Here is a 13,998-nt window from a genome sequence, read left to right on the forward strand (position 1 = left end):
TCGTCTTCTTGTTTTTCTACTTCAACACGCAAATTCAAATCTTTAACAAGGAAAAAAGCCAATTCCATCTAGGAATTGGCTTTCTTATTTTCCTTCATTTCTATATTATCTAGAATTTCATCTACGATACTTTTCCATGAATATTGTTCAATGGCAAGCTTGCGTCCATTTTCGCTCATCGCTTGATATTCATCATCAGCTATATTCATTAATTCAGAAATCGTGTTCGCAATGCCTTCAGGATTTTCGGGAGGAGCAATTTTTCCGCAATTGTATTCTTCAAGAATCGCCGCGCTCTCCCCATCTCCGCAATAAAGGACAGGAACACCGGAAGAAATGGCAGGAAAGATCTTCGAAGGTCTTGCGCCTTTGAAAAGCTCAATATTCCTTAACGAAACGACACTAAAATCCGCGATTGAAAACATCCGCGGCATTTCAGAGACTGGAACAGATCCATAAAATGTCACATTATCTAGTCCCAAATCTTCTTTCATTTGTACAAGCTTTTCACGCTCTTGTCCATCCCCGACGAAAAGAAAATGGGCATCTGGCTGCTTGTCCTTTAATAAAAGAGCTGCTTCCAATACAGAATCCAATCCTTGTGCATAGCCAAGTGCACCTGCATACATAAATACTTTTTTCCCTTGAATGCCAATTTCACTTAATAGGCTTTCATCTTTCGTAATCGGCTTAAAAGTCTCCGTATTTACACCATTCGGAAGAAGAAATACATCTGCTGCATCCTTCCCTTTACGGATCATATACTCCTTAATTCCTTCCGTTGCAGTCGCAATTTTCCACGACTTTTTATAAAGGAATCGTTCTAGCCACTCTGCTAAGCGAATAAAGGATTTATTCTTTAAAATGCCTAATTCGACTGCTGATTCCGGCCAAATATCCGCTACGTTAAAGACAAATTTAGCCCGTTTCATTTTTGCCCCGAGGTAACCGGTGATGCCAAGAAAAAGCGGCGGCGAATTACAAATAATTACATCGGTCGGTTTTGCCTTCATGAGCGAGTAAAACGCGCTAAATGTGAAGGAAAAATACGAAGCAAGCCTCTTCCAGAAACTTCCTTTAGGAGACGGATAAATCCATGAACGGTGAACGGGAATCCCATCCCAGTCCTCATACATATAAAATTTCCCTTTATACTCCTCAGGAATAATTCCATGAGGATGATGAGGAAATGCTGTTAATACTTCCACCTGATGTCCTCTGCTAATTAGCTCTTTACTTACTTCATATACACGAATTTGCGGGGCACCTGTTTCAGGGGGAAAATGCTGGCATAGATAAATCACTCTCATTTTCCCATCTCCATTACTTAACATGAATTTGTTTAATATACGCTTCGAGCTTATCTTTGAGTTCCGGACGCTTCAGTGCAAAATCGATGGACGCCTGTAAAAATCCAAATTTGTCTCCGACATCATAGCGATTGCCTTGGATAATATAAGAGTAAATCGATTCTTGTCCGAGCAGTCGATCGATCGCATCTGTCAGTTGAATTTCACCTTTTTTATCAGGCTGAACTTGCTCAAGCAAATCAAAGATCGCTGGTGATAAAATATACCGTCCAACAATCGCCTGAGTAGAAGGCGCTTCTTCGATTGAAGGCTTTTCTACCAAGCTCTCCACCTTGAATAGATCTCCTGTACTTTCAGAATAATTAACAATTCCATACTTATTAACTTCTGAACGAGGAACTTCATTACAGCCTAGAATGCTCGAATGAACCTCATTATACTGATCGATCATTTGCTTTAATGCTGGAACTTCACTATCGACAATATCATCCCCAAGCAGAACAGCAAAAGGCTCATTGCCAATAAATTTCTTGGCGCAAAGAACTGCATGCCCTAAGCCCAGCGGCTCCTTTTGTCTTACATAGTGAATATCAACAAGGTTAGAGATATTCTCAACAACTTCGAGCATTTCATGCTTACCGGTTCTCTCAAGAAGCAACTCCAGCTCAACGGATTTATCAAAATGATCCTCGATCGCTCGTTTACTTCTGCCTGTTACAATAATGATATCTTCAATTCCCGACTCAACCGCTTCTTCAATAATATATTGAATCGTCGGTTTGTCTACGATCGGGAGCATTTCCTTCGGCTGTGCTTTTGTCGCAGGCAAAAATCTTGTTCCTAATCCGGCCGCAGGAATAACTGCCTTTTTAATCATGATTTCATCCCCTTTTTCAAGGTTTGTTCATAAAGCTCAAGCATGCCATTTGCATTATCATCCCAGTTATAATGTGCCTTTACATGGTCAATGCCGGCAAGACCCATCGCTTGGCTTTTTTCTTTATCTTCTACTAAGGATAGCATCGCTTTCGCTAATTCTGCTGGATTTTCTTTTGGCACCACATATCCTGTCTTGCCTTCTAGAACAACCTCAGGTAATCCGCCTACATTGGAAACAACGACAGGAACGCCACATGCCATCGATTCTACCGCAGCAACTCCAAAACTTTCACTGTCTTCTGTTGAAGGAACTCCGAACACATCCATTTTATTTATGTATTCAGGCACCTTGTCATTTGGTACTCTGCCTGTAAAAGTAGTGACATGATCAATTTTCAACTCTTTTGTTAACTGTTCATATTCACTTCTTTGCGGACCATCTCCAACGATGAGCAGCTGAGCATGTTTCTTGCTGGAATAGATCGTGGCGAACGCCTTAATTAAATCCCCGATCCCGTATTTATCTGATAAAGCCTTTACCGTCCCAATCGTAATATGATCATCTGATTTTAAACCATGTATCGGCTTGAATTTATTCATATCCACTCCAAATGGAGTAACAAAAACCTTTTTATCTGTATACTTATTTGTTTCTTTAGCCATGATATGACTTGTAGAACAAACAACATCCGTTTTCGATAAAGTGTAATCAACAATTTTCCGGTTGACACTGCCTTGCTGAGGAAATTGGAAAATATCTCTTCCCCAAACAGAAACATAGTAAGGCTTGTAATTTGCCAATGCTCCAATAAATCCATAGCTTGACACATAGTGAGCATGAAGAATATCAGGCTTGAATTGTTTTAAGATCTTCTTTAATGCAAAAACGCTTGAAATATAGGATAGCTTCCCTGGCAAAAGCTTAGGAAGAGTAATTGTATCCACTTCTTTCGCATTTTCCGCAGAATAATGATCAAAAAACGTAACAACCTTCACATCAATTCCTTTATCTTTATAAAACAAGGCCCACTTATGCGTATGTATGGATCTGCTTGGAGCCAAAATTAAAACTTTCATATGTCCTCCTCAGAAAGTCCTTCATTAAAATGTACACCCTACAAGGACAAAACACCCCATTTTGTCCACGAGCGGTGCCAGGCACCGCTTATTTGAGTAGGGTGCTTTTTATTTTTTCCACTCTTGCTAGCCATGAATGCTTTTGCAGGAATGTTTTTTGGATGTTTTCTCGGTAATGCTCGGCGTCTTTTGTCATTTTCACAATCGCCTGCGCCATATCTTCCGGTTTATCCTCACAAATTAGGCCATAGCCATCTGTCTCTATTATTTCTTGTTGTGCCTGACAATATGTGGCGATAACTGGCAGCTCATTGGAAAGATACTCAACAAGCTTAACCGGGACAGAGAAATCATTATACGTGCTCCGATATCTTGGAATAAAGGCAAAGTCCATTTCACGATAAAGCTCATTTAATGCTTCCCCGCTCACATGCTTGACCGCTACATTCATTTCCTGCAAACGTGCCTTCTTTTCTTCAGATAATCCCTTATATTCATCCTCACGGCAAACAACCGTTAATTCGCAAATAGTCTCCTCATTATTCGCAAGCTGAAGCGCATTAAGCAAGAGAAATAATCCGTAATCTTCATTGTTAATCCCGCCGACATACAGCCCTTGAGCCGTTTGCTTCAATCGTTCGCTGCGAACAACTTGGCTCTCTTTCCCGCCTGGAGGAAGAGATACCTTTTTTCTGTTAATATCCACAAACTTCCCCATTGCATCACTAGGCAAGAATATAACGTCACAATATTTATTGTAGAAATTCTCTTCCATTCGGTAAATGGCCTTCATAATCGCTTTCTTCGCACCCTTTAATGGATACAGCTCATCAAACTTCCAATACACATCTCGGTAAAATACGCCGACAGGCACATGCCGCTGCTTTAAAAATTTCATGACCTTCGTATCAATAAAAGGCTTCTTTGGAATATGTCCTTTATCGGTCAGCCAAAAAGGAATCGTTTGGTTCTCCATATAGCAGAACCAAAGATCATCCAGCTTCCCTTCTGCCTTCCATTGCTCAAATAAGGATTCCCTTGCAGCTGAGTTCCCTGAAAGCAAGAGAATATTTACACCTTCACGGCTTCCCCATTGCTGAAAGGCCTTATACATTTCCTTCGGGCGAAGTTTTGAACCGCTATTTGCATTCTCGGCTACCTCAAATGGATAGTAAAGCAAAACTGATTTCATCATTTTTTCTCCTTATGCCTCGTTTCTCGCTTTCTTCTTGAAAAAGAAGGAAAACAAATCCAAACGAATTCTTATAAACAGTAGAATTCCAGCGAATAAGCAAGTGATAAATATCCAAATTGGATTGAAGAGAAAATCAGCAAATCCACCTACTAATGTCCGGGGAATATTAATGGAAAAGTATATAAACAGGCATAGAAATACGGGGTTTTTCGGAAGCCTGATAAAAATAATATACAGAATCTGTATAAGTACCCCGACATAAATCGTGCCAAATAATATCCCTAAATAACCAAAATTCGCATACGCTTCCGCAATAAAAAGCGTATTCAGCACACCGCCTGTCCCGTCCTCAATCCGGTTAGGGAACGCGTTTGCCATTACTAGTCGAGCCGAACGCACCTGTTCAATATCAAACCAGCCTATAAGGATGGATGGGAGACTACTTCCATGTAAAAACGGGATCGACTCGCCAAATATATTTAAATGCAGGAAGGTAGGTGCAATTTGCGCCAGAATAAGTCTTCCAATTGGTCCTGATGAGTAGGACAAATAGGATCCTAAATCGTTCACTCCCTGGATAAACATGTACATCAAAATAATTAGTGTAGCACCACATATCACATAGAAATTAATTCTTCTGCGATTAAGCACTAATCTTCCAACATAAAGCTGCACAAAAATAAACATAATGATATAGAAAATAATCGGTGATTTGGATAAATCATACACACTAATTAAAACTGCACAGGCGAAAAGTGGAAGAAATAATAATCCCCATTTTAATTGTCTTGTCTTAACAGTGTATACGTAAGCAATTAAAGACAGCAAAGGCGTCAATGCAATCGCAAAAATATTTCTAATTAACACTTTGCCATGGAAATTCCTTGCGGCATCAATACGAAGCATCCCTAAATCTGAAAGATTTCCTTTCAGCAAGGCGAAAATTGGCACCTGGCTCGTCTTCAATAACGTATAAGCAACCGCAAGCATACTAATTAGCGAGAGACCAAGGAAAATAAGGTAGAACTCATTTCTCTCGGTAAACGTATGTTCAATCGGCTTTTTTAAGTAATGATTAAATTCCTTCTTCGCATCGAACCCTGCAAGCTTGCTAACGATAAACATCGAAAGGGGCAGCATAATCATCACGAAAGATACCGCACCGAAACCAATGTATCGGTATACTTCATGATCCAGCTTATTGATCATATAATAATGGTCAATATCAAGGGCGATTAATAAGCTGCCAATATAACTAGACACTAACAAAGAATAGTAAAAGATTAAAGAATTGAGATTTGGCTTTAACAGAGACAAACTCCCAGATACATTTTTAAATAGGATGACTGAAATCGCTAGAACAGCCAACCAAATAATTATAGCCAACATTCGTCAGCACCTACTTTTTGCTGATCATATCAACAATTTTTTCAGAGGCTTGTCCATCACCAAATACTTCTTTATATTCTGGATTAACCTCTTTTTGCACAGCAGCTAAGATTTTCTCTGTATCTGTTCCCGTTAAGATATTCGCTTCTCCACTAAGCGTCTCTACCCATTCCGTTTGTTCACGAATCGTTACGCACGGAACCTTCATGAAATAAGCTTCTTTTTGTACGCCGCCAGAATCCGTCACGATTTTCTTTGCATTCGCCTCAAGCGTCAGCATGTCTAAGTATCCAACAGGATCAATTACCTTTAAATTAGGTACATCTCCTAGATTTAAGCCATAATCAGCCAATTTATGCTTTGTTCTTGGGTGAATCGGCCAAACCTTCACTTCATCAATTTTTGAAAAAGCATCTAAAATGTTTTTCATATTCTCGATGTCATCTGTGTTTTCAGCTCGGTGAATCGTAATTAAGTGATATTCTTTCGCTGTTAATCCAGCCTCAGCTAGGATATTGGACTTTTCCTTTGCCAGTTCCCTGTTATAAAGAACGGCATCATACATAACATCCCCAATATTAAACACATTGTGAGTAATATTTTCATTTGTTAAATTTTCAATTGCTGTGTCTGTTGGACAGAATAAATATTCAGATACATGATCTGTCATGATCCGATTGATTTCTTCTGGCATTTTTTTATTAAAGCTTCTAAGGCCAGCTTCAATATGGATGACAGGAACATGCAATTTAGCAGCTACAAGTGCACCTGCCAATGTTGAATTCGTATCCCCATACACCATTAAATAATCTGGCTGTTCGTTTAGAACGATCTCTTCAATTTTCGCAAGCATTTCACCTGTTTGCTTCCCATGGTTGCCTGAACCTACCCCAAGATGATAATCAGGCTTTGGAATATGCAGTTCATCGAAGAAAATATCAGACATATTTGCATCATAATGCTGGCCTGTGTGGATAATCTTCTCTTCCATATGCTTTCGTAATACCCTTGATACTGGAGCAGCTTTAATAAATTGCGGCCTTGCGCCTAGAATCGTTAATATTTTCATTTAGATTCACCTTTCAAGCTTTGAATATAGTCTTTTGCTAAAAATGAGTTTATATTATACGGCTGCGAATATTTTAAGCGATCATATTTAAAGGATAAAGCCCCTAGGTATTCAGGATAGCTTTTATAAATGCCATACCACTCCATCGGCTCTGTATAATACTTTTGATAAAGCTTTTTCTTGTTATATAGCTTTTTCGCCGTATTGTAAAACACACCATATTTCTGTTTTAAAGAAGTCTCCTTGCCTGCAGGCTTTTCTGGCTTCGGAAAATAATCCGGGTACATTTGATGAAGCGTATAATCATATAAATATTTCTTGAAACGAAAATCGACTGGAACTGTTTTGAAAAATTCCATTAACCGATCATCCCATAATGGGATCTCCCAGTCTTTTTTATAAAATTCATATACTCTAACTGAGTTAATAATAAACTTTGCCTGTCTTTCTTTCCAATCCCAATATTCAAATAAAGCGCTCGCTTGCTCATTTGTTTGGAATGGCAAATCTCCAAATGACCGTTTGATCTCAGCGAGGACATCCCCTGCAGAGGCATGAAGCCCTTTTTCAATGTCCCAAAGCTTGTGATGCTTATTAAGAGTAAACTGAACGACATCTTCTGCGGAAAACGCACGATCTTCGGTGATTTCATAAGCTAAATGGCTTCCAGCAACAAAATCACCTGAATGACCAGGAATGAACACGTAATCGCGATCCTGCTTGTTAATGATTTCTCTTACGGCTGGCCAATCCTGAAGGTGAGCCATGGACGAACCATTCACAGCAAAATCGACATACTGCTTCCACTCGTCTGAATGATACCAGCGATGCCAATCATCCTTCTTGTATTCAACAAAGTCCCATTTTAAGCCAAGGCGATCAGCAATATCTTTGCTGACAAGCGCCTCTTTATTCTCCCTTTTTCCATATGTAAAGGAAGCAATATCCTCGAGCCCATATTCCTTTAGCAATAAGGCAATAATTCTTGAATCATAGCCGCCGCTAAGAGGCAGAATCGGAACTTTATTCCTTAAACGGATGATGAGGTCTTCAAACACTTGATGAAAAACATGTTTCAGTTCTAAACTAAATTGTTCAAGATCCTTGTCAACCGGATGATGGTAAAACTGGTAATACTCTTTGCTTCTAATCTTCCCATCTTCTTGAATCTGAATGTACGAACCAGCTTCAACTTGCTTTACCCCATTGTAAAGTGTCTTTTCATTTGCGGTAAACCCAGTTAATAAAAATTCCTTCACAGCTGTTTTATTTAATGAATCATCCGCTTGATGAGTAATTTTGTCTGTGACAATCCAGCTTGAGCCTTCTTTATAATAGAAAAGCGGCATGCTCCGTTTCCGGTCAACAATCGCCGTCACTTTTTGCTTGTCTGCCTGGATAAAGACGAACTCCCCTTGTATTTCATTCAATTCACGCAGAAAGAATTCTTCTTCTGTAAGTACATCCTGAAGACGATCGGCATCATAGCATGTGCCTTTATAAAGAATATAGCCGCCAAAATAGACTCGGCCAAATGGAAAGGTTAATTCTTTTATAAGATTACTGTTTTGAATCACTATTTTCAGCAAATAAATCACCTATTTTTTTCATTCGGTTATATGAATAAAGGAATGGTTTGTGAGGCATGCTTTATGACGCGGACCCCACAAGCCATTCCTGTCTAGCTTGCAGCAGATTTTTTCCGCAATAGATCTTTATCTATACGTGAAAGCAGCACGATGACTAAGTAGCCAATCCAAGCAAATGCAATATTCCAATCCGAAAGATTGCTTTCCTGGATATAAACGATCGATATGACCGCTAACAATGACGATAAAAATAAAAAGGTCATTTTGCCAAAAGATACGGGAACATGATACAGCTTCTGGCTTTTAAAGAAAATATACGTAATCGCAACTAAGTATGAAAGCAAATAAGCTGCCACACTTCCCCAGATAGAAAAGGCAGGAATAAACACTACATTTAGAATCACATTAACTACGGCGGCAATACCAAATGCATAAGAAATGATTTTTGTCTGCTTCGTAAAGAAAATACCGACTGAAATGATCATGTAGAAAAAGTTCAGGAAGGTTACAGCAGATAGGATTGCTACATATTGGTATGCCTCATGATATTCACTATCTAACATTTGGATGATCCACGGCATCAAGGTGGCAACCATTAAAACACCGATTGTTCCTAGTATCAGAATACCATAGTACAACTTTGCAAATAAAACTGGACTATTATTTTTATCCTTTAGCGACATGGAAAAAGGTCGCCAAGCCATTTGCACTCCACTAGTGAGGAGTGTAATTAAAGAAGCAAACTTTACTGCTGCTCCATAAATTCCTACCTCATGAAACGAAGTAAACCTTTCTAGCAGGAAGGAATTCGCATTAACAATGACCCAAAATGCTAGAGATGCAGGAACTAGCGGGGCAGCGTATAAAAGGATTTCCTTCATGAGTTTCTTATTAAAAGTAAACTTAATAAATTTGATTAACGGCTTAATCAATAAAACGGCAACAATCGCTACACTTACAAGCCTTCCATATAGAATGCCATCAATGGTTGGGCTGACGTAAGCTAAAAATCCATAAGAGAAAACCGCAATTAAAAGCATTTTTAAAATCGTAAATGTTACGACCTTTTTTGTAAAAAAGTCATACCGAAGAACCGTTAGGATTAAGGCAATAACCGTATCCAGGGCCAAAACCCCAATGGCTATATAGAACAAATAATAAAGTTGCGCATCATTTAATAGAAACTGTGTCAGCCACTTTCCACCGACTAAAAACACGATTGCTATGATTAAAACAATCAGCATTCTAAAGGTCATGACGGAGCGGACATAATCCAGCCTCTTTTTCTTATCTTTTGTATCAAAGTAATAAAAGGCAAGTGCTGAGTCTGTTCCAAATATAACAATGAAGGTCAGCATGGACGTGACCCGATCTATATAATCAAAAACCCCGTATTCTGCCGGATCCAGGAAGGATGTATATATCGGAAGCATAATAAAGGCTATTAGCTTCGTTCCAACGTTCATAAATGCGTAAAGGAGCGAATCCGCTCCTAAACGCTTAATTTGGGCGAACACCCTATAACAGCTCCCGCTCGTCTACCATCTTGACGAACTTAGCAGGAACACCTTTAACTAAAGTCTTTGCTTCCGTATTCTTCGTTACTAATGCACCAGCAGCAACAAATGTTTCCTCTTCCACAACAATGCCAGGAAGAATAATCGATGCACCGCCAACACGAGCGCCTTTTTTCACGTGGGCGCCTTTAATCTTGTCGAAGCGTTCTTCTGTGCGGCCCATGAAATTATCATTTGTCGTTGTCACACAAGGAGCGATAAACACTTGCTCCTCCAATGTTGTGTAAGCAGTAATATAAGAATTGGATTGGATTTTTGTACGATCGCCAATTTTAACAAAGTTTTCAACCGTTACCCCTCTGCCGACGATCACAAAATTTCCGATCTCTACGTTTTCTCTAACACTTGCAAGGTCTGCAATGAGCGTGCTTGAGCCAATTTTTGCTCCACGATAAATAACGCAATTGGCACCAATCGTTACCTCTTCGCCAATTTCCAGAACAGGAATGGCATCAGCTAGCTTAACTGTGCTTGTTTTCGCTGGCTTTGGCGGCTTTCCAACAACAGCACCGTCTGCAATGGTCGTGTGATCCCCAATCGTTGTTCCCTCATGAATCGTTACACGGTTACCAACGATAACGTTTTTGCCAATTTTTACATCCTTTTCAATAACGGAAAAATAACCGACCTTTGCCGTTTCATCTACTGTAGCGGAAGGATCAATAAAATTCATTAGAATATCTCCCTTTACCATTAATTTGGCCGGATTTCCAACTAATGTGACCGGAATGTCCGAACCTTGCTCTATATTATAATTTAATGTATTTATTTGGCTTTACAATATCCTTCATTGCATTACGCGTATCGAAAATAACCTTGCTTTCCTTCGCGATCATTTCATAATCAAAATCGGTATGGTCTGTTGTTACAAGGACAAGATCTGCTTCATTTAACAGCTCTTTTGTCAGTTCAACTGTCTCAACCGTTTGATTGCATGATCGGAATGACTTCACATAAGGATCGACTACTGTATAGTCTGCACCGTGATGCTCTAACAGTTCAACAATTTTAAGAACTGGAGATTCCCTCACATCATCAATGTCCTTTTTATATGCGACCCCAAGAACAGCAACCTTCGCGCCACGAAGTGCTTTGCCATCTTCGTTTAATGTTTGCATCGCGCGTGTGATAACATATTCAGGCATGCTGTTATTAATTTCTCCAGCAAGCTCAATTAAACGTGTATGGTAGTTATATTCACGAGCCTTCCATGTTAAGTAGAATGGATCGATTGGAATACAGTGACCGCCTAAGCCAGGACCTGGATAGAATGCCATGAACCCGTAAGGCTTTGTTTTTGCTGCATCAATTACTTCCCACACATCAATGCCCATCTTTTGACAAAGAATAGCCATTTCGTTTGCTAACGCAATATTAATGTGACGGAACGTATTTTCGAAGATTTTCTCCATCTCAGCTATTGCTGGAGAAGATACTTCGTGTACATCCCCTTCAAGTACGCTTCGATAAAGAGCAGCTGCCACTTTTGTACAATTTTCAGTAATCCCGCCGACTACTTTAGGCGTATTTTTCGTTTTGAATTGCTTATTACCTGGATCAACACGCTCTGGAGAATACGCTACGAATACAGTTTCACCTGTTTTCAGGCCCTTTTCTTCAAGCGCAGGCTTTACAATTTCCTCTGTTGTTCCTGGGTAAGTAGTGGATTCTAATACAACAAGCATGCCTTCATGTGCATATTTAGCGATCTCTTTTGAAGAGCTTTCTACATAAGAAGTATCCGGCTGCTGATAAATATCAAGCGGAGTTGGTACACAGATTGCCACGGCATCTACTTCTTGGATACGCGCATAGTCAGTGGTTGCAACTAAACGGCCATCCTTAATCATGTCTGCTAACTCTTGATCAACAACGTCGCCGATATAGTTAATTCCCATATTCACTTGCTCAACGCGTGCTGCCTGCACATCAAAGCCGATTACCTTATAGCCTGCTTTTGCTTTTTCAACTGCTAATGGAAGGCCTACATAGCCTAAACCAACAACACCAATGACAGCTTCTTTATTTTCAATTTTATTAATTAATGATGTATATACGTCCATCTTTCTTTCTCCTTTTATAGAACGACTTTTTTTCCAGTTTCTGCTGACTCTAAAATTGCCAATATTAATTTTACAGGAGCGAGGCCGTCTTCTCCAGTTACAATTGGGTTACGATTTTCTTTTACAGCTAGCACCATATCCTCGATGATGCATTGGTGACCGGGTTTGCCAAAAGGATCTGCTTGAATCTCACCTTTTATTCTATCCGCTTCCTCTTCTGTTACCCCTTCAATATCCCATGTTTCAATAAAGTTAGCGTTTCTTCCGCTGATTTTTACTGATGCGGTTTCTCCAAAAATCGCAAGCGATTCTTCTAGATTCTTCGGATAGATCGTCGTTGCTGCCTCGATTACACCAAGTGCTCCATTCTTAAATTGAACAACAGCTGCTGCCACATCTTCCGTTTCGATTTTGCGTAAGCGCGTAGCTGCCATTGCTTGAACCGATTCAACTGGTCCCATTAGCCAAAGCATTAAGTCAAGGTCATGAATCGCTTGGTTCATAAGAACGCCGCCGTCAAATTCCTTCGTCCCCCGCCATTCTGCTTGATCATAATAAGCCTGATTTCGATTCCAGCGAACAGTTGCATTCGCATGGCTTAATTTCCCGAATGAGCCCGCATCCATCTGTTCTCTCAATTTTTGGATAGCTGGTCTGAATCGGTTTGGATGAACAACAGCAAGCTTGACGCCGTTTTCATTCGCATACTTAATCATATCTTCAGCATCCTGAAGCTTTAGTGACATTGGCTTTTCTACAATAATATGTCTTTTATGTTCTGCAACAATTTTCGTTAAGCGTGCATGTAATCCTGAAGGGACACAAATATTAACAACATCAATATCCGGATTCTCCTCAAGCATTTGAGCTAAGTCCGTATATTTTTTTACATCAGCGTTATCCATTTCTAAACGTGCTGGGTTCGTATCGCATATTGCATACAGATTCGCATTTTCAGCCTTTTCAATAGCTTCAATATGTTTATTTGCAATATGTCCCATACCAACAACGGCAAAATTAATCATGCTTATAGTGCCTCCTAGCATCATTAATGTATTTCCAAAGCATTAGAATAAGGATTGCTGCGATAATCCCAAGAACAAGTCCTGCTAATGTCAGTTCTAATTTATACGTATTCGTAACGCCAACTTCCTGATTAACAATGCCTGGCTTTTCAAAAAAGGCTAGATCTGTTTTCATGCTTTGAATAGACGTTTTGGCCTTTGCGGCATCTGCCTCAGATTTTTCAAGCAACGAAGTAATATCTTCCGTTTCTTCAATGGTTAAATCTTCACGGTCAAGTCGCTCACCGCTAACTCTAATGACATCATTTAGTTGTTTAAGGGTTGTTTCGTGATTCTTAATAATATCTTCTGTCGTTTTATATCTTAGATCATAGCTGTCAACAAGACCCTGCTCAATGCCAGCAGCCATCTTTTGAAGATCTTTTTCTACTCGCTCTTTATTATCATCAAAAATTTTGATTTTCACATAGCTTTCACTAGAAACATATGCATCAATTACTCCATGAACATCTTTGCCATAAGTAGCAACAACATTCGATGGATTTGTTAATGCCTTTAGCTTAATGGAGCCAGTAAAGATGGATGCACTCCCGACGTATTTGCCATCTTTAGGAATTAAATAAGAAGCACCGAATCCTAATAATGTAAACAGCAGCGGGATAATAAGAAAGAAAACTTTCTTCTTCCAAAAGAAAACTAAGTATTCGTATAATGCAAACCTTTTTTGTTCTGTCAAAAAGACCACCATTCCTTTTAAAATTATAGAAACTGCTTAAAATGCTTACATGCAAGTAAAGAAACGCCCCCTGCTCGGCGACGTTCCTT

Annotated in this window: 12 protein-coding genes; all 12 read right to left on the reverse strand. The window is 39.4% G+C overall.

Going from position 1 to position 13,998, the window contains the following annotated elements; all coding sequences use genetic code 11:
• Positions 1–68: 68 nt before the first annotated feature.
• Positions 69–1,310: a glycosyltransferase family 4 protein gene (locus tag RUH74_RS13830; protein WP_313800907.1), complete on the reverse strand. Its 1,242-nt coding sequence runs from the start codon at positions 1,308–1,310 to the stop codon at positions 69–71.
• A 13-nt stretch (positions 1,311–1,323) separates the two neighbouring features.
• Positions 1,324–2,187: a UTP--glucose-1-phosphate uridylyltransferase GalU gene (gene galU, locus RUH74_RS13835; protein WP_313800909.1), complete on the reverse strand. Its 864-nt coding sequence runs from the start codon at positions 2,185–2,187 to the stop codon at positions 1,324–1,326.
• Positions 2,184–3,266 (reverse strand): glycosyltransferase, encoded by a 1,083-nt coding sequence (locus RUH74_RS13840; RefSeq protein WP_313800911.1) that lies wholly within the window; start codon positions 3,264–3,266, stop codon positions 2,184–2,186. Before RUH74_RS13840 ends, galU begins: the two co-directional genes overlap by 4 nt.
• Before the next feature lie 88 nt (positions 3,267–3,354).
• Positions 3,355–4,461 carry a glycosyltransferase gene (locus tag RUH74_RS13845; protein WP_313800913.1) on the reverse strand — a complete coding sequence of 369 codons (1,107 nt, stop codon included), beginning with the start codon at positions 4,459–4,461 and terminating at the stop codon, positions 3,355–3,357.
• A gap of 9 nt (positions 4,462–4,470) precedes the next feature.
• Positions 4,471–5,850 (reverse strand): O-antigen polymerase, encoded by a 1,380-nt coding sequence (locus tag RUH74_RS13850; protein ID WP_313800915.1) that lies wholly within the window; start codon positions 5,848–5,850, stop codon positions 4,471–4,473.
• Positions 5,851–5,860: 10 nt separating this feature from the next.
• Positions 5,861–6,919, reverse strand: coding sequence for a non-hydrolyzing UDP-N-acetylglucosamine 2-epimerase (gene wecB, locus RUH74_RS13855; protein ID WP_313800917.1), 1,059 nt, complete (start codon positions 6,917–6,919; stop codon positions 5,861–5,863).
• Entirely contained in the window at positions 6,916–8,508 is a 1,593-nt protein-coding gene (locus RUH74_RS13860) for an asparagine synthase-related protein (protein ID WP_313800919.1), read from the reverse strand. The genes wecB and RUH74_RS13860 overlap by 4 nt, the downstream gene beginning before the upstream one ends.
• Positions 8,509–8,600: 92 nt before the next feature.
• Complete coding sequence (locus RUH74_RS13865; protein WP_313800921.1) at positions 8,601–10,025, reverse strand: lipopolysaccharide biosynthesis protein; 1,425 nt, start codon at positions 10,023–10,025, stop codon at positions 8,601–8,603.
• Position 10,026: 1 nt separating this feature from the next.
• Positions 10,027–10,758 carry an N-acetyltransferase gene (locus tag RUH74_RS13870; RefSeq protein ID WP_313800923.1) on the reverse strand — a complete coding sequence of 244 codons (732 nt, stop codon included), beginning with the start codon at positions 10,756–10,758 and terminating at the stop codon, positions 10,027–10,029.
• Between the two features lie 76 nt (positions 10,759–10,834).
• Positions 10,835–12,148 (reverse strand): nucleotide sugar dehydrogenase, encoded by a 1,314-nt coding sequence (locus RUH74_RS13875; RefSeq protein ID WP_313800925.1) that lies wholly within the window; start codon positions 12,146–12,148, stop codon positions 10,835–10,837.
• 14 nt (positions 12,149–12,162) lie between these two features.
• On the reverse strand, positions 12,163–13,173 hold the full coding sequence (locus RUH74_RS13880) for a Gfo/Idh/MocA family protein (protein WP_313800927.1): 1,011 nt from the start codon (positions 13,171–13,173) through the stop codon (positions 12,163–12,165).
• Complete coding sequence (locus RUH74_RS13885; RefSeq protein ID WP_313800929.1) at positions 13,166–13,909, reverse strand: hypothetical protein; 744 nt, start codon at positions 13,907–13,909, stop codon at positions 13,166–13,168. The genes RUH74_RS13880 and RUH74_RS13885 overlap by 8 nt, the downstream gene beginning before the upstream one ends.
• Positions 13,910–13,998: the final 89 nt, after the last annotated feature.

It is taken from the genome of Cytobacillus sp. (assembly GCF_032154635.1).
In the GTDB taxonomy this organism is placed as follows: domain Bacteria; phylum Bacillota; class Bacilli; order Bacillales; family Cytobacillaceae; genus Cytobacillus.

Bases quoted from the DNA above. Each gene is read 5' to 3' on its own strand.
- RUH74_RS13830 (WP_313800907.1), bottom strand. From the start codon at position 1,310: ATGAGAGTGATTTATCTATGCCAGCATTTTCCCCCTGAAACAGGTGCC.
- galU (WP_313800909.1), bottom strand. From the start codon at position 2,187: ATGATTAAAAAGGCAGTTATTCCTGCGGCCGGATTAGGAACAAGATTT.
- RUH74_RS13840 (WP_313800911.1), bottom strand. From the start codon at position 3,266: ATGAAAGTTTTAATTTTGGCTCCAAGCAGATCCATACATACGCATAAG.
- RUH74_RS13845 (WP_313800913.1), bottom strand. From the start codon at position 4,461: ATGATGAAATCAGTTTTGCTTTACTATCCATTTGAGGTAGCCGAGAAT.
- RUH74_RS13850 (WP_313800915.1), bottom strand. From the start codon at position 5,850: ATGTTGGCTATAATTATTTGGTTGGCTGTTCTAGCGATTTCAGTCATC.
- wecB (WP_313800917.1), bottom strand. From the start codon at position 6,919: ATGAAAATATTAACGATTCTAGGCGCAAGGCCGCAATTTATTAAAGCT.
- RUH74_RS13870 (WP_313800923.1), bottom strand. From the start codon at position 10,758: ATGAATTTTATTGATCCTTCCGCTACAGTAGATGAAACGGCAAAGGTC.
- RUH74_RS13875 (WP_313800925.1), bottom strand. From the start codon at position 12,148: ATGGACGTATATACATCATTAATTAATAAAATTGAAAATAAAGAAGCT.
- RUH74_RS13880 (WP_313800927.1), bottom strand. From the start codon at position 13,173: ATGATTAATTTTGCCGTTGTTGGTATGGGACATATTGCAAATAAACAT.